General features: G+C 38.9%; 20 protein-coding genes and 2 pseudogenes. 15 read left to right on the top strand and 7 right to left on the bottom strand.

Annotated elements, in window-relative coordinates; all coding sequences use genetic code 11:
* The first annotated feature begins 310 nt into the window (after positions 1-310).
* From V757_RS19555 to pyrF, 12 genes and pseudogenes are all read left to right on the top strand, one after another.
* Positions 311-997, top strand: coding sequence for a response regulator (locus V757_RS19555; RefSeq protein WP_023950226.1), 687 nt, complete (start codon positions 311-313; stop codon positions 995-997).
* On the top strand, positions 990-2,399 hold the full coding sequence (locus V757_RS19550; protein WP_023950224.1) for a sensor histidine kinase: 1,410 nt from the start codon (positions 990-992) through the stop codon (positions 2,397-2,399). Before V757_RS19555 ends, V757_RS19550 begins: the two co-directional genes overlap by 8 nt.
* Before the next feature lie 98 nt (positions 2,400-2,497).
* On the top strand, positions 2,498-3,505 hold the full coding sequence (locus V757_RS19545; RefSeq protein WP_031274352.1) for a Bug family tripartite tricarboxylate transporter substrate binding protein: 1,008 nt from the start codon (positions 2,498-2,500) through the stop codon (positions 3,503-3,505).
* A gap of 86 nt (positions 3,506-3,591) precedes the next feature.
* A complete protein-coding gene (locus V757_RS19540) occupies positions 3,592-4,035 on the top strand; it encodes a tripartite tricarboxylate transporter TctB family protein (RefSeq protein ID WP_023950220.1) in 444 nt (147 codons plus the stop codon).
* On the top strand, positions 4,032-5,555 hold the full coding sequence (locus tag V757_RS19535) for a tripartite tricarboxylate transporter permease (RefSeq protein WP_023950218.1): 1,524 nt from the start codon (positions 4,032-4,034) through the stop codon (positions 5,553-5,555). Before V757_RS19540 ends, V757_RS19535 begins: the two co-directional genes overlap by 4 nt.
* Before the next feature lie 30 nt (positions 5,556-5,585).
* A complete protein-coding gene (locus V757_RS19530) occupies positions 5,586-6,470 on the top strand; it encodes an AbrB family transcriptional regulator (protein ID WP_245586969.1) in 885 nt (294 codons plus the stop codon).
* Positions 6,471-6,474: 4 nt separating this feature from the next.
* Entirely contained in the window at positions 6,475-6,639 is a 165-nt protein-coding gene (locus tag V757_RS29185; RefSeq protein WP_245586968.1) for an AbrB family transcriptional regulator, read from the top strand.
* Between the two features lie 216 nt (positions 6,640-6,855).
* The gene (locus V757_RS19525; RefSeq protein WP_023950217.1) at positions 6,856-7,872 is read left to right on the top strand and encodes an amino acid ABC transporter substrate-binding protein; all 1,017 of its coding nucleotides are present in this window, start codon (positions 6,856-6,858) and stop codon (positions 7,870-7,872) included.
* Between the two features lie 235 nt (positions 7,873-8,107).
* Positions 8,108-8,396: pseudogene (locus V757_RS19520) on the top strand (co-chaperone GroES).
* A gap of 68 nt (positions 8,397-8,464) precedes the next feature.
* On the top strand, positions 8,465-10,108 hold the full coding sequence (groL, locus tag V757_RS19515) for a chaperonin GroEL (RefSeq protein ID WP_023950216.1): 1,644 nt from the start codon (positions 8,465-8,467) through the stop codon (positions 10,106-10,108).
* Between the two features lie 367 nt (positions 10,109-10,475).
* Positions 10,476-10,862 carry a diacylglycerol kinase gene (locus V757_RS0113735; protein ID WP_031274349.1) on the top strand — a complete coding sequence of 129 codons (387 nt, stop codon included), beginning with the start codon at positions 10,476-10,478 and terminating at the stop codon, positions 10,860-10,862.
* Between the two features lie 3 nt (positions 10,863-10,865).
* Positions 10,866-11,720, top strand: a complete 855-nt coding sequence (gene pyrF / locus V757_RS19510) for an orotidine-5'-phosphate decarboxylase (protein WP_023950214.1) — start codon at positions 10,866-10,868, stop codon at positions 11,718-11,720.
* Here the strand turns inward: pyrF and V757_RS19505 are convergent.
* The 7 genes and pseudogenes from V757_RS19505 to ribBA all read right to left on the bottom strand — a co-directional run bounded on the left by V757_RS19505 (position 11,668) and on the right by ribBA (position 16,091).
* Positions 11,668-12,204 carry a CinA family protein gene (locus V757_RS19505; protein ID WP_023950213.1) on the bottom strand — a complete coding sequence of 179 codons (537 nt, stop codon included), beginning with the start codon at positions 12,202-12,204 and terminating at the stop codon, positions 11,668-11,670. The genes pyrF and V757_RS19505 overlap by 53 nt on opposite strands.
* Before the next feature lie 98 nt (positions 12,205-12,302).
* Positions 12,303-12,836 carry a phosphatidylglycerophosphatase A family protein gene (locus V757_RS19500; protein WP_023950212.1) on the bottom strand — a complete coding sequence of 178 codons (534 nt, stop codon included), beginning with the start codon at positions 12,834-12,836 and terminating at the stop codon, positions 12,303-12,305.
* Between the two features lie 30 nt (positions 12,837-12,866).
* Positions 12,867-13,877, bottom strand: coding sequence for a thiamine-phosphate kinase (gene thiL / locus V757_RS19495; RefSeq protein WP_023950211.1), 1,011 nt, complete (start codon positions 13,875-13,877; stop codon positions 12,867-12,869).
* 14 nt (positions 13,878-13,891) lie between these two features.
* Positions 13,892-14,341: a transcription antitermination factor NusB gene (gene nusB, locus V757_RS19490; protein ID WP_023950210.1), complete on the bottom strand. Its 450-nt coding sequence runs from the start codon at positions 14,339-14,341 to the stop codon at positions 13,892-13,894.
* Between the two features lie 15 nt (positions 14,342-14,356).
* Positions 14,357-14,878, bottom strand: a complete 522-nt coding sequence (gene ribH / locus V757_RS19485; protein WP_023950209.1) for a 6,7-dimethyl-8-ribityllumazine synthase — start codon at positions 14,876-14,878, stop codon at positions 14,357-14,359.
* A 69-nt stretch (positions 14,879-14,947) separates the two neighbouring features.
* A pseudogene (locus V757_RS29920) lies at positions 14,948-15,100 on the bottom strand (bifunctional 3,4-dihydroxy-2-butanone-4-phosphate synthase/GTP cyclohydrolase II); the annotation flags it as partial.
* Positions 15,101-15,113: 13 nt separating this feature from the next.
* Positions 15,114-16,091, bottom strand: a complete 978-nt coding sequence (gene ribBA, locus V757_RS19480; RefSeq protein WP_390621558.1) for a bifunctional 3,4-dihydroxy-2-butanone-4-phosphate synthase/GTP cyclohydrolase II — start codon at positions 16,089-16,091, stop codon at positions 15,114-15,116.
* A 274-nt stretch (positions 16,092-16,365) separates the two neighbouring features.
* Between ribBA and V757_RS19475 the strand changes: the two genes are divergently transcribed.
* The 3 genes from V757_RS19475 (at position 16,366) to V757_RS19465 (ending at position 20,419) form a co-directional block, all read left to right on the top strand.
* On the top strand, positions 16,366-16,839 hold the full coding sequence (locus V757_RS19475; RefSeq protein ID WP_023950208.1) for a MarR family winged helix-turn-helix transcriptional regulator: 474 nt from the start codon (positions 16,366-16,368) through the stop codon (positions 16,837-16,839).
* A 23-nt stretch (positions 16,840-16,862) separates the two neighbouring features.
* A complete protein-coding gene (gene glpD / locus V757_RS19470) occupies positions 16,863-18,386 on the top strand; it encodes a glycerol-3-phosphate dehydrogenase (protein ID WP_023950207.1) in 1,524 nt (507 codons plus the stop codon).
* 254 nt (positions 18,387-18,640) lie between these two features.
* Complete coding sequence (locus V757_RS19465; RefSeq protein ID WP_023950206.1) at positions 18,641-20,419, top strand: CYTH and CHAD domain-containing protein; 1,779 nt, start codon at positions 18,641-18,643, stop codon at positions 20,417-20,419.
* The last annotated feature ends 46 nt before the right edge of the window (positions 20,420-20,465 follow it).

The following is a 20,465-nucleotide window of genomic DNA, read 5'->3' as shown; positions in this document are numbered from 1 at the left end:
TTATAGTACATAAGCCAATACAACTCTATCCGTTCTGGGTCACATAATAGTTTTCACTCTCATCTCAACACTTATTTTCTTCCTTCTACGCTTCTTTCTGTGACTTATATATTCTTTTACTTGCCACTATAAACAACACCATATACAAGCTAACTCCCTGCTCATTCATTTCACTATCACTGGATACGCTAAACAACCCAATATACATCGCTCATTCACTCAGATACTATATCTATCATTACTTATGACCTCTACAAAAATAGTGGCGGTCAAACTATAATAGAGAAAACCACTTCTTTAATTTGAATATATGCGTATCTTATTAGTCGAAGATGAACCTGATTTGGCTCACTGGCTCGTAAAAAGCTTGCATAAAAATGCAGGTTTTAATATTGAGTGGGCGAATGATGGACTAATTGCTCTCAAACGGCTATCTGTCGAAGAATTTGATGCCGTTATTTTGGATTTGGGCTTACCTAGTATGGATGGTCGTACCTTGTTAAGTAGACTACGCGCCGATGATAACCGCACCCCCATTCTGGTACTCACTGCTAATGACTCTCTGTCCTCTCGTGTCCAAGTATTAGATATGGGGGCAGATGATTTTTTACCCAAACCGTTTATGACTGAGGAATTAGTCGCTCGACTATTTGCTCTCATTCGTCGTAGCCGTGGTCGTGATAAACCACAAATGTCTTGCGCTAGTTTACACTATGACCACAGTACTAAATCGTTCTTACTCCAGCAAAAACACCTGTCCCTAACGCCAAGAGAAAATGAAGTGTTGCGTATTCTCATCCAAAAAAGTGGAGAGCCTGTTAATAAGCAGTTTATCCTCGATAGAATGCTTGATCCCGATACAGAACTTACACCAGATGTCGTAGAAGTCATCGTACATAGACTACGCAAAAAATTACAAGGAAGTGATGTCCAAATAACCACCTTACGAGGAATTGGCTATTGCCTCGAACCAATATTGGACTCGCTAGATGCATAAACAACAAAGTTTAAAGAGCACCTTATTATGGTTCATTCTACCTATCGTCATTTTAGTGATGATTACTTCATGGCTAAGCTCTATCCATAAATTAAAAACACAAGTCCAACAAGCCTTTGACCGTACACTAGCAGGTGCTATTCGTTCCATTGAAGTCAATGTCAAAACAGAGAATGGTGGGCTTTCTATGGAGCAACCCTTTTATTTATTTGAGCTACTGGAATTAACGACACAAAGTCCTGTCTATTTCCGTGTGGCGACCGAAGATGGTTTAACTGAAATTGGTTATGCTTCCATTCCCTTACCAGAAGATATGGAGCTTAGTAATAAGCCTGTTTTTTATGATAGTCAATATTTCGGCGAGAATATTAGGATTGCCGCTATTGCTATACATCCCAAAACACCTTTGAGTTACTCTCCTAATACACGACTGATTATCCAAGTAGCAGAAAGATCACAGGCAAGAACTAATTTTCTCAATGTGATGCTGTGGCAATCTGTGGGAAAAGATCTTTTCATTATTGTGCTATTAATAATTATTATCTACGTCGGTATTTTGATTACTTTACGCCCATTACAACAGCTTAATCAAAGAATTGCTCAACGCAATGATAATGATTTACGCCCAATTGTCGAAGAGGAGCTTCCATCTGAAATTACGCCATTAGTAAAAGCGATTAATACTCACATTGATCGTTACGCAAAAAGTATTCATTTACAGCGACAATTCTTAGATGATGCCGCTCATCAGCTAAGGACTCCTTTAGCCATACTCAATACACAAATTAGTTATGCGCGTAGCCTCACTCACAATAATCAAGAAATGGACGAAGTCTTATCCGCTACTCAGCTACGGCTAAGTAATACCATTGATTTAACTAATCAATTACTAACATTAGCTAAAGTACAAAATGCTACTGATGCCGCCTCCCTTAATCAACAACAAGAAATATTGAATATTTGTGAATTAACAAGTAAAACAGTTAATGATTTACTACCTTTTGCAAGACGGAAAAAGATTGATTACGGAATGGACATACCCAATAAACCTCTTTATATACAAGGAGTAGCTTGGCTCATCCAAGAAGCTCTTAGTAACTTAATTGGTAATGCCATCAAGTATTGTCCTAGAGGGGCTCAAATCACTACATCAATTATTGAACAACCCGATACGCTTATTTTGCAAGTGGAAGATAATGGTCCCGGCATGAGCCCAGAAGACATTGCATCAGCAGGTAAACGTTTTCGACGAGGTAGTGCTGGCCGTGAGCAACAAGGATCTGGACTAGGTTTAGCCATTGTGCAAACTATTGCTGACATTAACCAAGCACAGTTAGAATTTCTTCCCTCTTCTTTCATGTCAGGCTTAAAAGTACGTCTTATTTTTCCTAAAAAATGCTAGGGATTTCCCTAGATTACAAAAAAATTAAGCATTTTGAAAGCTAATCGAAAGGTTTCATTCGTTAAGGTATGACACTGATTAAAAAATAATCCTTCAACATGGAGATGACGATGAAATTTACTAAAAAATCAACAGCTTTACTCGCTGCTAGTGTATTAAGCTTTTCTTTCTTAGGATCTGTTTCTGCACAAGAACAGCCACAAAAACCTGAATGTGTTGCTCCCGCTCAGCCTGGTGGCGGCTTTGATTTAACTTGTCGTGTTGCTGTAAATGGTTTTCAACAAACTAAATTGCTAAAAGAACCAATGCGCACTGTCTATATGCCAGGTGGTATTGGTGCTGTAGCATACAACAATATCGTTGCTCAACGCAGCAATGATCCTAATGCTATCGTTGCTTTCTCTAGTGGTTCTTTACTTAACCTTGCTCAAGGTAAGTTTGGTAAATACACAGCTGAAGATGTTCGTTGGTTAGCCGCTATTGGTAGTGACTACGGTGTTGCTGTTGTTCGTGATGACTCACCATATAAAGACCTAAAATCATTAATGGATGCCTTTAAAGAAGATCCTACAAAAATCATTTTAGGTGCTGGTGGTTCTGTTGGTAGCCAAGACTGGATGAAAGCCGCTTTAACAGCAAAAGCAGCTGGTGTTGATTACAAAAAAATGCGCTTTGTTGCCTTTGAAGGCGGTGGTGAAGCTATTACAGCACTACGTGGCGGTCATATCCAAGCCTATATGGGTGATGCAGCTGAAGCTCGTACAATGATTGACGGTGGTACACCAATCCGTGTATTAGCAGTATTCAATACAGAACGTTTACCTGGTGTCTTAGCTAATGTTCCTACAGCTAAAGAACAAGGATACGATATTAACTGGCCTATCATTCGTGGTTTCTACGCTCCTCCAAAAATTAGCGATGCAGAATATAACGTATGGGTTAAATCATTTGATGATTTAATGAAAACGCCTGAATTTGCAAAATTACAAGAGCAACAAGGCTTATTCCCTTTCAATAAAACAGGTGCTGAATTAGATGCCTATGTTAAAGAAAGTGTTAAAAACTACAAAGAGTTAGCCGACTCATTTGGCTTAATCAAAAAATAATTAATTCTTATTTTTCACAAAAAACTCACAAAGAGATAACCTCTTTGTGAGTTATCCATTTAAACATTTCTCAAATTAGGTGCTTTATGGTTTTAAATGACCGTGTCCTAGGATTTGCTGCCCTATTGGTTGCGGCATTTCTCACGTACTTTGGGTATGATTTAGAGCCTCCTTTCTCTTATGAGCCAGTTGGTCCTAAAGCATTCCCTCTTCTCATTGCGCTAATTATCGGTATTTGTGGCATTCTCCTTATTTTGAAAAAAGGTAAAGATATTGAGCCCAATCCAGCGGGTGCTAACTTCCGTATTTTCACTATGCTGATTTATGTTGTTGGTTATGCCTTTTTATTCCAATGGTTAGGATTTGTACTCTCAACCGCTATTATGTCCGTCTTTGTTTCTCGCCTATTTGGTGGTTCATGGGGCAAAGCAATTATAGGTGCTGTCTGTATGGCTGTTTTATTCTTTTTCTTATTTGATAAAGGATTAGATGTGGTACTTCCAACAGGTATTCTAGGAGATCTTCTATGAGTAGCTTCTTTGATCATTTAGGATTAGGGTTTGGGGTTGCTTTTTCTGCGATTAACTTATTAGTAGCTGCTATTGGTTCGTTTATCGGTACTATTGTTGGGGTATTACCTGGTTTGGGTCCAATTAATGCCGTAGCGATGCTAGTACCCATTGCTTTTGCGATGAAACTTCCTCCAGAAACAGCATTGATTTTATTAGCAGCAGTATATGTTGGTGCTGAATATGGTGGACGTATTACGTCTATTTTATTAAATGTTCCTGGAGAGGCTGCCGCTGTGATGACAACACTTGACGGCTACCCTATGGCACGTCAAGGTTTAGCAAGTGTAGCCTTATCACTATCAGCTTGGGCTTCTTTTGTAGGCTCTATGATTGCCACTTTCGGCATTCTGGCATTAGCACCTATTCTCGCTAAGTGGGCGATTGCTTTTGGTCCGGCAGAATATTTTGTGCTGATGGTTTTCGCATTTGCTGCATTAACCAGTTTACTAGGTGAACAACCTGTTAAAGGTATTCTTGCCGCTATGTTAGGTCTTGCTATTTCTACTGTTGGTGTAGACTCAAACTCTGGTGTTTATCGTTATTCATTTGACCTACCAAATCTTGCTGACGGTATTGATTTCGTTGTTGTCGTCATCGGGCTTTTTGCTATTGCTGAAATGCTTCAAATGCTAGAAAACCTTTTATCAGGCAATTCAATTGAAGTTCCTAAAGGCACTCGCAAAATGTTTAATTTTGCTGAACTTTGCAAAACTGGTTGGACAACCATTCGTGCGAGTGTAGTAGGTTTCTTTATTGGTATTCTACCCGGTGCTGGTGCGAGTGTAGCATCTGCTGTAGCGTACGCAAATGAGAAAAAAATGATTGAGGGTAAAGACCCTGAAGCCAAGTTCGGTAAAGGTGATGTCCGTGGTTTAGCTGCACCTGAGGCTGCCAATAATGCAGCTGCAACAGGTTCATTTATTCCTATGTTAACACTTGGTGTACCCGGATCTGGTACAACAGCTGTAATGATGGGTGCATTGACTTTATACAATATCACGCCTGGTCCTGTGTTATTTGATACACAACCTCAAATCGTCTGGGGACTTATTGCTTCACTCTTTATTGCTAACGTGATGCTCTTCCTGATGAACGTGCCAATGGTACAGATATTTGCAGCAATGCTACGTGTTCCACCATGGTTACTTGTCCCTGGCATTTTAGCCATCAGCTTCATTGGTGTTTATGCGATTAACGGAACAACCTTTGATTTAGTGTTAATGGTGGTAATTGGGATTGTAGGCTATTTCTTACGTAAATTTGAAGTGCCGATGGCTCCTCTTGTTCTGGGGGTTGTCTTAGGTGATATGATGGAACAAAATTTACGTCGTGCCTTATCTATGACTAATGGTGATATTGGTATTCTATTTGAAAGTAAATTATCTATTGGTTTGTGGATTGCTGCGGCATTAGTTGGTATCGTTCCTCCTTTAATGCGTAAAATGCGTAAAAAAGTAGTAACAGCACCCGCTAATTAGTTGTTTATTTAATAAAAAAGGCTCTACTCTATGCTAAGAAATCTGACACTAAAAGGAATTACTCCTTATCTGCTTGGATTTTTGATCGCACTAGGTGGAGCCTTACTCGCTAAATTCCTTAACGCCCCGTTACCTTGGCTTATAGGTCCTTTACTCATAACAGCCGTCACTTCAATGATGGGGGTTCCTTCCCAATCCCACAATATTTTTCGTAAGCTAGGTCAATGGGTTATTGGTACTTCATTAGGTTTATATTTCACCCCTCATACAGTTACTACTATTATTAATTTCTGGCCTTATTTAGTCTTAGGCTGTTTATTTGCTCTACTACTTAGCATGTTTAATGCTTTTTGCTTAAAACATTGGGGACACGTGGATTTCAAAACAGCATGGTTTGCTGGTGCTGTTGGCGGCGCAAGTGAAATGTCTAATCTTGCCGAACATTATCACGCAAGAGTAGATAGTGTCGCTTCATCTCATAGTGTTCGTGTTTTACTCGTTGTAGTAACCTTACCATTTATATACAAAATGCTAGGTGTACACGGAGATATAGCCAGTCCTGCTAGCCTAAGTTACCACTTCAATATCTGGGGACTATTACAGTTAATCGCTATTACCTCTGTAGGAATTTTCCTTTTTTCAAAATTCCACATACCTAATGCTTGGGTACTCGGTTCACTCGGTGCATCACTACTGTTAACAAGTAATGAAATTCACCTAACGCACCTTTCCCCGATGATTCAAAGCACTGGACAATTATTTATTGGTTGGTCTCTTGGTAGCAAATATGGTCCTGATTTCTTTAAAAAAGCACCCCGATATTTAACGGTTAGTGCATTAACCACAGTTGCTGCTCTAGTTGTGAGTGCTGATTTTCGCCTATATTTTATCCTTGCTAGCCAATATTCAATTTAGTACTATGATGCTAGGTGTTAGTCCTGGTGGTATTGCAGAAATGACGATTACCGCCAAAGTATTGATGCTAGGAGTACCTATTGTGGCAGCTTTCCATGTCACACGTATGGTTTTTATTCTGATTGTTGCCCAACCAATGTATAAGTTCCTAGCTAAATGGTTTGAATAGATTAACAGAACATTTATATCCTAAACAAACATATCCTGTCTATTTATATAACCCCAAAAACTTTACTCATAAAATCCCCCTTCTAGCCTAAAAGTTTCTTTTAGATATCTTATTTTTTCTGCTATATTTATATAAAATTTTCGTATAAAAAATCTTGCCGTTATAAAGTAGAATACTTTATTGTCTAATACTTACGATTACTGATAGGGGCTTTTCATGAAAAAAATCCATTTTACACTAGCGAGTATTGCTCTCGTCTTAGCGAGCACACATGCTCAAGCATCAACATTAGACACTGTTAAACAACGTGGGCATGTAGTTTGTGGTACAACAACAGGATTTGCTGGTTTTTCTGCTCCTGATGACAAAGGTGAATGGAAAGGATTAGACATTGATTTATGTAAATCAATAGCGGCAGCTGTTTTTGGGGATGCCACAAAGTTTAAAAACGTACCTTTGAACTCTCAACAGCGTTTTACGGCACTACAGTCAGGTGAAATTGATGTATTAACTCGCAATACAACAGTTACTCAACAACGAGATACAGCTTTGGGCATCCAATCTCCTGGTGTTAATTTCTATGACGGTCAGGGCTTCCTAGTCTCTAAAAAATTAGGTGTTAAAAGTGCCAAAGAATTAGATGGTGCAACAGTATGTATGCAAACAGGTACTTCTAATGAAAATACTATGGCAGACTGGGCTCGTGCAAACAATATCAAATACACCCCTGTTGTCTTTGATCAATTCAATGAAGTCGTCAATGCTTTTGCTTCTGGTCGCTGTGATGTATACACCACAGATGCATCAGGTCTAGCATCTATCCGTATTTCTCGCCTCTCTAATCCAGACGATTACGAAGTATTACCAGAGTTAATTTCTAAAGAACCTTTAGGTCCTTTTGTACGTCAAGGGGATGATCAATGGTACAACATTGTAAAATGGACACTTCAAGCACAGCTAAATGCCGAAGAGCTTGGTTTGACTAGTGCGAATGTAGATGAACAATTAAAAAGTACTAACCCAAATATTCAACGCTTACTTGGTGTAACTGAAGGCTCCGGTAAAAACTTAGGCTTAGATGAAAAATGGGCCTATAACCTAATTAAGCAAGTCGGTAACTATGGTGAAAGTTTCGACCGCAATGTAGGTCAAAATAGTCCTTTAAAAATCCCTCGTGGTCTAAATAATTTATGGACTAACGGTGGTTTACACTACGGATTACCAGTACGTTAATCTTCATAGATTGGTATCTTATTAAAAAGTAAGGCTCTATCTTGAGATAAAGATAGAGCCTTTTATATTCACTCTTCTTATTTAAGAAGAGAAAAGTATTAAAAATGTAACAAATTAATCATACCCCCTTGAAATGTCAAAAATCACCCCTATAATTAGCACTCAAGGGGTTAGAGTGCTAAACCTAATCCAGAAAAATTTTTTATACTTATTTTTTGACAACCAGGAGCTTTCCATGTCATTACGTCCATTACAAGATCGCGTTATTATCAAACGTGTTGACAACAAAAAAAACTACAGAATCTGGCATTATCCTTGCAGGTAGCGCAGAAGAGAAACAAGACTTAGGTGAAGTTATTGCTGTTGGCCCAGGCAAAAAAGCCGATAACGGTCAAATTATCCCTGTTGACTTAAAAGTTGGCGACAAAGTGTTATTTGGTAAATACGCTGGTCAAGCTGTTAAAGTTGATGGCGAAGAATTATTAGTTGTTCGTGAAGAAGAAATCTTAGCTGTATTTGCTTAATTTCTGCTTTTAACTTAAAAATTAATTTATCGCTTTGAACAATCAAAGCAATCTTAAAGGAATCAAACATGGCTGCAAAGCAAGTATTTTTTGGTGATGATGCTCGTACACGTATCGTACGTGGTGTAAACATTTTAGCTAATGCTGTAAAAACAACATTAGGTCCTAAAGGTCGTAACGTTGTACTAGAACGTTCTTTCGGCGCTCCTACAGTAACAAAAGACGGTGTTTCTGTTGCTAAAGAGATTGAATTAAAAGACAAATTTGAAAACATTGGTGCGCAATTAGTAAAAGAAGTTGCGGCTAAAACATCTGACAACGCTGGTGACGGTACTACAACAGCGACTGTATTAGCTCAAGCTATCGTAGAAGAAGGTTTAAAATACGTTGCTGCAGGTATCAATCCAATGGACCTAAAACGTGGTATTGATAAAGCGGTTGCAGTAGCTGTTGAAGAGTTACACAAATTATCTCGTCCAAGCTCAACTTCTAAAGAAATTGCACAAGTTGCGTCTATCTCTGCAAATAGCGATACATCAATCGGTGAAATCATCGCTAATGCAATGGATAAAGTTGGTAAAGAAGGTGTAATCACTGTTGAAGACGGCAAATCATTAGAAAATGAATTAGACGTTGTTGAAGGTATGCAATTTGACCGTGGTTACCTATCTCCATACTTCATCAACAATCAAGAAAAACAAATCGCTGCTCTTGATGACCCATTCGTACTAATTTTTGACAAAAAAATTAGTAACATCCGTGACCTATTACCTCTATTAGAGCAAGTTGCTAAAACTAGCCGTCCTCTATTAATCATTGCAGAAGACGTTGAAGGTGAAGCATTAGCAACATTAGTAGTAAACAATATTCGTGGTATCTTAAAAACTACTGCTGTTAAAGCACCTGGTTTTGGTGATCGTCGTAAAGCAATGCTTGAAGATATCGCTATCCTTACTAACGGTACAGTGATTTCTGAAGAAACAGGTCTTTCTTTAGAAACAGCAACTCTTGAACAATTAGGTCAAGCTAAACGTATCGAAGTGGGTAAAGAAAACACAATCATTATTGATGGTTACGGCACTGTAGAAAATATTGAGGCTCGTGTTAAACACATCCGTCGTCAAATCGAAGAAGCGACTTCTGACTACGACCGTGAAAAACTACAAGAGCGTGTAGCTAAATTAGCTGGTGGTGTTGCTGTTATTCGTGTTGGTGCAGCAACTGAAGTTGAAATGAAAGAGAAAAAAGCTCGTGTAGAAGATGCTTTACACGCTACTCGTGCTGCTGTTGAAGAAGGTATTGTTCCTGGTGGTGGCGTTGCTTTACTACGTACAAAAGACGCTATTGCTGCTGTTAAAGGTTCAAATGCTGATCAAGACGCAGGTATCAAATTAATCCTTCGTGCTATCGAAGCTCCTCTACGTACTATCGTAGCCAACGCTGGTGAAGAGCCAAGTGTTGTGGTAAATGAAGTAGTTAAAGGTAAAGGTAACTTTGGTTACAATGCAGCGACTGGTGAATACGGTGACTTAGTTGAACAAGGCGTATTAGACCCAACAAAAGTAACTCGTACAGCACTACAAAATGCTGCTTCTGTTGCAAGCTTACTATTAACAACTGAAGCCGCTGTTACTGAAATTGTAGAAGACAAACCTGCTCCTGCAATGCCAGATATGGGTGGCATGGGTGGTATGGGCGGCATGGGCTTCTAATTCAAAGCCTTAGCTAGTTTTACCCGCTGAACCCCCTTCAGCATGAAGACACAGATTGTTTTGCAATCTGTGTCTTTTTTCGATAAATTTTTTGCACACGATATAGATTAGATTTTCCAATCTATATTTTTAGTTTTGACGTGCAGATTTTTTTTAAGCAGGAAAAAATCACTCACTCATCATACATAAAAAAATCTGCACGCCGAAATTCACTCCTCAACGATAGAAGAAGACACAGATTGTTTTGCAATCTGTGTCTTTTTTTATGAATAAATTTTCTTTTTTTAGTTTTGCGCTAATTTCAGCCATATTAACAGTCGAATGTCTTAAAATAAGCCAACTGAAAAATATTAATAATTTTTTATACATGACCACAGAAAATCCCTTTAAAAGTAAACCGGGTATAAAGCGAATTTGGAATGCAACCCGTTATTCATTTCAAGGTTTCAAAGCAGCTTTTCAGCTTGAAGCGGCTTTTAGACAAGAGTTATTCCTCTGCCTTGTGTTAACACCAGTTGCGTTTTTTTTAGGACAAACACCACTTGAGGTTTTGTTTCTTTTGGCAACGTTATTTATCGTCTTAGCCATTGAATTATTAAACTCAGCTATTGAGTCATTGGCAGATCGCATTAGCAATGAGTACGATGAGTATATTGGTCGAGCAAAAGATATGGCTAGTGCTGCTATCTTTTTATGCTTATCTCTAGTCGCCATTACTTGGGCTTATTTTGTTATTAAACGAGTATTCTTATAAATCATGAAATTTACTGACAAACTTAATCATGCTTGGCAAACAAACAACTCTTTGTTGATGATAGGATTAGATCCTGATGTCAATCGCTTTCCTGAAGAGGTTAAAAATAATAAGCATGCAATTTATGATTTCTGCGTAAATATTATTGATGCAACAGCGCCATATGCTTGCGGCTTTAAACCTCAAATTGCTTATTTTGCCTCTGAAAGTGCTGAAGACCAATTAGCTGGTATTTGCCAATATATCAATAAAAACTATCCTCACCTCCCTATCGTTTTAGATTCCAAACGAGGTGATATTGGTACAACTGCAGAACATTATGCCAAAGAGGCTTTTTTACGATACAAAGCAGATGCAGTAACAGTAAATCCTTATATGGGTTTAGATTCTATTGAGCCTTACTTAGCTTGGGATGACAAAGGGGTTATTATCCTGTGCCGTACCTCAAATTTAGGCGGGTCTGACCTACAGTTTGCTAAGCTAGAAGACGGTACTCCTCTTTATCTCTATGTTGCCCGTTTAGTCGCCGAGAAATGGAACCCAACTGGACAATGTGGCTTAGTCGTTGGCGCCACCTTCCCTGAGGAAATCGCTAAAGTGCGTCAAGTAATTGGCGATGATATGCCACTTTTAATCCCCGGAATTGGCGCCCAAGGCGGTGATATTTTAAATACAGTATTGGCAGGTTGCAATTCTAAAACAACAGGCGTATTGATTAACTCATCACGAGCTATTCTCTATGCAAGTGCAGGAACCGATTGGAGAGAAGCGGCGACAAAAGTAGCCTCTTCAACAAGAGATGCTATTAACGAAGCCCGTCATAGTCTATCGCTAGTACCTGCTCTAGCGCAAACTTAACCGATTGTTGCCTAATCGCACTACGATTCCCCTTAAAAAACTGGGTTGTAGTGCGAATTAGTTGTTGATAATTCGACAATATACCAATTCCAAAACAAACCATTCCTACGGGTTTAGCCGGGCTACCACCATCTGGTCCAGCAATACCAGTCACACTTATCGCTATATCTAAGCGTCCTGTTTGGTACCCAGAAGATGATTGAATATTAGTTAATACCCCTCTCACCATCTCTGCGGCTGTATTTTCACTGACTGCACCAAAGGTCTCAAGAGTTATACTTTTTACATCTAATAAATCTTGCTTAGCTTGATTAGTATAAGTGACAAATCCACGATCAAACCACTGACTTGATCCTGCTGTTTCAATGACAGTAGATGCCAATAATCCACCCGTACAAGACTCAGCAACCGATAAGATAGCGTTGTGGCGCTTTAAACAGTCACCTACTTGCAAAGACAAGTGACTTAATACATTGTGTTCCATAGCGATATCCTTTGTTATACGTTAAACAAATTCTGACGAAACAATCCTACTCTCCTACTTAACAAAGGAAGAGACTAAAACTATCTTATACAAAACGTTTATACGCCGATAATTCGAACAGCAATCGCAATAATGAATAGACTATAAATGGCAGCGACAATATCATCCCACATCACGCCAAATCCATTTTGATATTTAGCATCGACATAGCTAATTGGCCAAGGCTTAACAATATCAAAGAAACGAAATACTACAAAAGCAAATAGTTGCCATGCAAAAGACAATTGTGGTGCCATCACAAATAAAACCAACCAAAAAGCAATAATTTCATCCCAAACAATACCACCGTGGTCATGTTCTTGCATATCTAATTGAAGACGTTGGCAAACATAAATACCTACCGCAAAGCCAATACAAATAATCAATGCCAAAATAAAATCATTGCTAATCACATAACTAATAATGGTCCAAAGCAACCACCCACATAATGTCCCCCATGTACCCGGGGCTTTTTTAATAAGTCCTGCACCAAACCCAAAACCAATACAACGAATTATTGATTGCTTCATCCAAGAAAAACTAGGCGTAAACACCGTTTCACTAGTCTCTATATGTTGATTGTCTTGCTGCATATATTTTCTCATTAATCATTAAATAATCAATTACGCAAAGTGGTCAAACCCTTTGTACTGCATATTTATTTCACTATTATTTTCATCTAATACTATCAGTTTATTTTTATCATTAGAAGTATTTGGAAGAATTGTACCAATCGCTGTGATTGGAATAGCCAATTGTTTAGCTATTTGCTGAATATTATCAGTCTTACTGGCTGGTGCCGTAAAACATAACTCATAGACATCTCCGCCTGATAAGACCGCCTCTCGGATAACTGCCAATGGTAAGGACTTAATCAGAGGGCTGACGGGCAACTGTTTTTCATAAATGCAAGCTGATACCTGACTTTGCTGGAGCATATGTCCTAAATCTTGGATTAAGCCATCTGAAATATCAATCATGGCATGGGTAATACCATTTAACGCTTGACCTAGCAACACTCTTGGCATTGGCTGCTCTAATGCCCCTCTTGTACTGTTCAATAATTGTTGTTCATCATAAGCTAAAGGTGCCTCTACTGCCTTAGACAAGAGTTGTAACGCTATATGTGCCGCACCTAACTCGCCACTTACCCAAATCACATCCCCTTCTTTTGCTTGACTACGCATTAAATAGGGTGGGCTCACCTCACCAAAAACAGTCACGCTAATGATAATACCCTTATCACTGCGCGTTGTATCACCACCAATTAAGGGACAAGCAAATTGCTCAGATAGGTGATAAAAACCATCCGCAAAGGCAGATAACCATGCCTCATCTAGGCGAGGTAAACCTAAGCCTAATAAACAGGCTATTGGTTTTGCTCCCATAGCTGCCAAGTCTGATAAATTAACAGCTAACGACTTATGCCCTAAGCGATAAGGATCTACATCAGAAAAAAAGTGACGACCTTCTAATAATAAGTCTTTACTTGTTGCTATTGTTTTGCCTGTTGTACAAGTAAAAAGTGCACAATCATCAGCTACTCCTAGCAACACTTGTTGGTGTCTAGAGTGAGCCTGTTGTGCACTGACTCGTGAAAAGTATTTTTTGATTAAATCAAATTCACCACTCATTCCTGAAGTGGTCCTCATGACTTAGCATTCACTTCAATGGGCCGTAATTCGGCCGCTAATTTATCCAAAACACCATTAACAAATTTAAACCCGTCGGTACCACCAAACTCTTTGGTCAATTCTACCGCCTCATTAATGACAACTTTATAAGGGACATCCACTGACTCAGATAGTTCAAATGTTGCCAATAACAATACCCCATGTTCAATCGGTGACAGCTCATTAACTGGACGATCAATAAAGCGAGAGAACTTTTCTCTTAATTGACCCGCTTGATCAAACACACCATAAAGTATCGTTTTGTACCATCCCTCATCCGCTGATGCAAATTCCTCATCAGAGCGGATATGTGCATCAATGGCACCTTTCTCTTGATGCACACAACCACTTACTATCCACGCATAAATACCTTGTAAAGCGTACTCACGCGCTCTACGACGAGCACTTCTACTTTTTATTGCCATTTTTTTCCTAATTATTTATTCTTCGTCTTCATCTTCGTAATCATCATCGTCATCATATTCCTCGTCATCATCAGACTCTGGAATTAATGCTTCGACTAGATTCGCCATTTCTACTGCACATACCGCACAATCACGACCTTTGGTTTCGGCACGCTCTTGGGCTTGCTCATCAGTCTCACATGTTAATATGCCATTTGCGATAGGAATATTCATATCTAAACCAACGCGTGTAATCGCCGCAGCACTCTCGTTGCTCACAACTTCAAAATGATAAGTTTCACCACGAATCACCGCACCTAATGCAATCAATGCATCAAACTCATAGCTTAATGCCATTTGTTGTAAGGCTAAGCCCATCTCCAAAGCACCAGGAACTGTGACCACCATAATTTGGCTTTCATCAACCCCTAGCTCACCTAATTCATCTAAACAAGCGTTAAGCTCTGCATAACCGATTTCTTCGTTAAAACGTCCGCATACGATACCGATATGTAATCCCTCACCGTTGCGATTAGGTTCTAAAGTATATGGTTTCATGGTCGATTCCTTTATCAAGTGAATATTGTGGCTATTATACTCGCTTTATCACATCAAATTTATGACAAATCACTCTAATTCATCAGTTTCAAATCCAGTCACAGTTAAGGAGTAACCAGACATACTTGGCATTTTACGAGGAACTGATAATAAACGCATTTGACCTACATTTAAATCTCGTAGGATTTGTGCGCCTACACCATACGTTCTCAAATCATATCGTTCAGCCACTTTTTTATGTGCTTGGTTGAGCATCATTCCAGGCTTCTAAGCGTGACAATAAGCGATGTTCAGATCCTTGGGCATTTAATAAAACAACCACACCACGCTCTGCTTGCTTAATGCGTTTTAATGCCTTATCCATTGTCCAACTATGTGCAATGCTGTCACAATCCAAGAAGTCCAATGCAGTAACTGGCTCATGCACACGTACAAGTGTTTCTTTATCTGCACTAATATCGCCATGTACTAACGCAATATGTGGTGCTCCTGATGCCTTATCACGATAAGCCACTGCTTTAAACTCACCCCAAGGGGTATTAAGCGATTTCTCAGAGATACGTTGAATCATAGATTCATGTTCACTGCGATATTGGATGAGGTCTTCAATAGTACCTATCTTTAGTTGATGTTGCTTAGCAAATTCAATCAAATCTGGTAAACGAGCCATCGTGCCGTCAGGTTTTAAGATTTCACAAATCACCGCTGCTGGCGTTAAACCCGCCATTTTAGTTAAATCACAACCCGCCTCAGTATGACCTGCACGGATTAATACCCCACCATGCACGGCACGCACAGGGAAAATATGCCCGGGATGAACAATATCTGTTGGTTTAGCATTAGCCGCTACCGCTACCTTAATTGTATGAGCACGATCAGCAGCAGAAATACCCGTTGTCACACCCTCTGCAGCTTCAATTGACAAGGTAAAATTAGTGCCAAACCCAGAGCCATTTTTGTTTGTCATCATGGCCAAATCTAATTGCTGGCAACGCTCATGAGTCAAGGTCAAACATACCAACCCTCTCGCATGCGTCACCATAAAATTAATCGCTTCTGGTGTAATAAAATCAGCGGCCATTAATAAATCGCCCTCATTTTCGCGATTTTCCTCATCCACTAAAATGACCATGCGACCTTGGCGTAGTTCTTCTACAATCTCATTGACACTAGCAATTTGATAATCACTAGACATTTCTTCTGCTGAACTCATGTTAATTCCCAATATTGGATATTTTTTCACTAATAAGCCGTCATTTTACCCCTTTTCGAGCGAATAATCCTTTGATTTTTCACCTTAATGTTTTGTTATCGGGGAATTAACTATGATGATTGTCTTAAACATGCTATTTAAACTTCACAAAAAAGGTTTATAATCAAACTCGTTTAAGCATAAAAGTTTTATGCTTGATTTTTTATACATTCTTTTATTCATACAATTAAACAACTTAAGAGTGGCTTAGTTCCTATTACCAAGGAGACATGTGATGATATTTGATGTAGAAACCCGAATTACCGAAAAATCAAACCAATCTTTAGCGCTTTGGTTGCGTCTGCAAGCCTGTCACAATCTAGTTCTAAATTACGTTCGCGATAAAATGCGCCAACAATTTAATGTCACTTTACCGAGATATGATTTAATGGCACAGTTGGCTGGACAAAAAAATGGCTTAAAAATGGGAGAACTTTCTTCTCGCCTAATGGTAAGCAATGGCAATATTACGACAATCACAACACAACTGGAAAAAGAAGAGCTGATTGAACGCATTCTTAGTACAGAAGATCGTCGTAGCACATTTGTTCGCTTAACTCCCAAAGGAACAAAAGCATTTAACAAAATGCAAAAAGCCTATGATGCATATATCCAAGAAGCCTTCAGCCAGTTTTCGGAAACCAATACTAAAAAACTACAAAAATCACTCAGTGATTTGAAAAAGACCCTTTCCATTAGTCTTAATTAATACTTTTTTATAACCAGTTTTATATGATAAAAACATCAGAACCAAATGCTCAGCAACACTATGATATTTGTATTATCGGTGGTGGCATCAATGGAGTCGGTATTGCCAGAGATGCTGCTGGTCGTGGGTTAAAAGTCCTTGTTTGTGAAAAAAATGATTTAGCCAGTGCTACATCATCCGCCAGTAGCAAACTTATCCATGGTGGTCTACGCTATTTAGAACACTATGAGTTTAGATTGGTTCGTGAAGCACTTTCCGAACGTGAAACACTATTAAATATTGCCCCTCATCTGGTTCAACCACTACGTTTTGTGCTTCCTCATGAACCTCATTTACGTCCTGCATGGATGATCCGTTGTGGACTTTTTTTATATGATCATTTAGCTAAACGTTCTGATCGATTACCGGGTTCTTCTCTCATTCCATTAAGTAAGAACAACGATTATGGAGCAGCCTTAAAATCCAAATATACCAAAGGATTTATTTATTCAGACTGCCAAGTAGATGATTCTCGCCTAGTTATTCTGAATGCAAAAAGCGCTGAACAACATGGTGCAACTATACTGACAAGACACCAAGTAACGGCTGTTGATCATACTAATCAACACTGGTCTATCACTATCACACCAGAAAACAAGCCTAATTTTACGGTTAGTGCAAATATTCTAATCAATGCCGCTGGTCCTTGGGTAGAACAGTTAGACCAATTAATTCGCCCACAGCAGGAGGGTAATAAATTACGCCTTGTTCAAGGTAGTCATATTGTTGTACCAAGATTTTACCCGGGTAATCATGCCTATATTTTGCAAAACAAAGATAATCGAATAGTATTTGCAACACCTCACCGAGACCATTTCACCATGATTGGTACAACAGATATTGACTATAAAGGTGATGTTAATAAGGTAGCCATTAGTGACGAAGAAACAGATTATCTCCTCACATTGATTAACGAGTATTTTGATAAACCGTTAACCCGTACTGATATTGTCTCCTCTTGGTCTGGTGTCCGACCTTTATATAATGACAGCACAGGATCAGCTTCAGCGGTCACTCGTGATTATGTATTTGATTTAAGTGGTGGCAACGGTAGTCAACAACCTCCTCTACTCTCCATTTATGGTGGCAAAATTACCACTTATCGCCGTTTAGCCGAGCACGCACTAGAAAAACTTGCTCCCTTTACCCATAAATCACAAGCTTGGACAGCAACAGAAAAGCTTCCAGGGGGAAATATTGACAGCCCAGAAACATTTGCACAGCAACTTCGACAAGAGTACCCATGGCTATCCGAAGCACTAAGTCTACGCTATAGCAAAGCTTATGGTACATTAAGTCGTGATTTTTTATGCCAAAGCAAAGAGGATATGGGACGTCATTTTGGTCATGATTTATATGAAAATGAAGTCAATTACCTCATTAACCATGAGTGGGCAACTACGGTTGAAGATATACTATGGCGACGCACTCGTTTGGGTTTATTATTAACCACAGAGCAAACCCAAGAGTTAAGCAATTATTTGACACAACATCATACACTTAACTAAACACTATAAAGCATTAGCTTAGTTATAGCCTAGCTAACACATTAGCCTATTGGACACTATGTTAGCTAGGTTTTCTTTTTATCCTACGCTTGGCAAGATAAGGGACTCACACCAAAACCCCTTACAAAAGGACATATATTTTACACAAATAATATGACAAGTTTGTTACCAATATAAGTAAAACTCTTATTGACACCCCCTTGTTATAGTTTAAATGGTAAGATTAAGCCATTGTCAATTTCTGAAAATATCCCATGTCTGAACAAGAACTTAAATTACATATCCCTCCGCAAAGCCGCTTAAAAATTAAAAAAGCCCTTGAAAAAGCAGAAAGTATTACATTGCGTGCTATGTATTTTGATACCAGTGATCGTCAATTAGCCAAAGCTAAGGTCGCTATTCGTTTACGTCAAGAAGGCACTGATTGGGTTCAAACATTAAAAATGGCTGGTGCAAATAGTTTAAGCCGCGTTGAGCTAAACCATCATCGCCCAGGTCCTGTACTAGATTTAAGCCTTTACGCAGGCACTGTGGCAGAAGCCGTGCTAGCCAACCTAACACAACCATTAGAGTTGCGTTATGAAACAGATGTTACTCGTCTGTTTAAAAAACAACGCACCAAAAAAGGCACAGTAGAAATTGCATTTGATACAGGTGTTGTTCGTGCTGGACGCCTAGAATTGCCCATTAACGAAGTAGAGTTTGAGCTTAAATCTGGCAGTATCGAAGCAATGTTCGATTTGGGATTACGTTGGTTAAATGATTATCAACTTATACTAGATACACGTAGTAAATCTCATCGTGGCGATGCACTCGCTAATATGATGCACAAAATCAATACCACTGATAATGAGCACCAATTAATCGTTGAACAACAAGAAACACAACGTTTTTGGGCAGAGCGCAAAGCGGTCAATTATACATTACCCAAGCATTTAAACGCTACTCAAGCACTTTGTCGTCTAACCGAAGAATGCCTAGAGCAAATGGCACTTAATGCGGCTTATCTAGCTGAAGTAGATACTAGAGATGTGATGACAGTTGCCAAGCCTGAACATGTACACCAGCTACGCATTGGGATGCGACGCCTAGCCTCCAATTGGAAACTATTAGACGGCTATGCCCACTTACCAGACGAGTCTCTTAGACAAGAATTAAAGGTATTTCTAGGTAACTTTGGGGCAACACGTGATACAGATGTCATGTTAGAAACCATTATGCCACCTCTAGAAAAAGCTGGTATGCCACATCTTGAGCTTGATCATTATCAAGGAAGAACAGCTTCCGAACTAGCTCGTGATGTAGATTTCCAAACCTTTTTAGTTAAGTTATTAGCTTGGGTAGCCACTGCACCTAACACTGACCCTATACCAGAAAAAGCATCTAACGAAAAAGAGGACGAAATAGTCTCAGAGACAACATCAACTGCTGCCTTAGCCGAAGTAAGCCCATCGGCAGAATCTGTGATGCTTGAAAATCAGCAAGCTTCATCTACTACAACTGATATTGTAAGCGATAAAGAACAAAACAATACCGTTTCTACGACGAATAATGATGACATTAGTGTTCTACCTGTGCCAACACAAACAACACTAGATAGACCTTTTTTAGATATTATCCCTCTCGTTCCTAGTCAATTAAATCAGTATTCTTTACGTAAAATTTTAGAAAAACGTTTAAATAAATGGAATAACAGTATTGTTCATCATTGGAAAAAGAATGATCGCTCTGACATTGAGTCATATCATGATCTACGTAAAAAAATCAAACGTATGCGTTATGGGCTAAATGTTTATGAAGGTCTAGAGGGACATGCTAGTCTAAACAATTATGTCAAAAAATTAGCGAATGCTCAGGAAGTATTTGGACAATTAAATGACTGCTCTACGGCATTAAGTTACTTTTCTAGTATTACGCACAAGTATCCAGAAGCTTGGTTTGCCGTGGGTTGGTTATCTGCTCAAATTAGCCGTTTGAAAAAAGACTCAGATAAGGTACTTAAAGAACTTCCTCGTAAGATTCAGTTTAGTTAATAGTTAAAAGAATTTATACTTCAACAAAAAAAAGGGAGCTATATTA

The organism is Pelistega indica (assembly GCF_000506865.1).
Lineage (GTDB): Bacteria > Pseudomonadota > Gammaproteobacteria > Burkholderiales > Burkholderiaceae_B > Taylorella > Taylorella indica.
The sequence above is the reverse complement of the archived record's forward strand: the minus strand, read 5'-3'. Positions and strand labels throughout refer to the sequence as shown.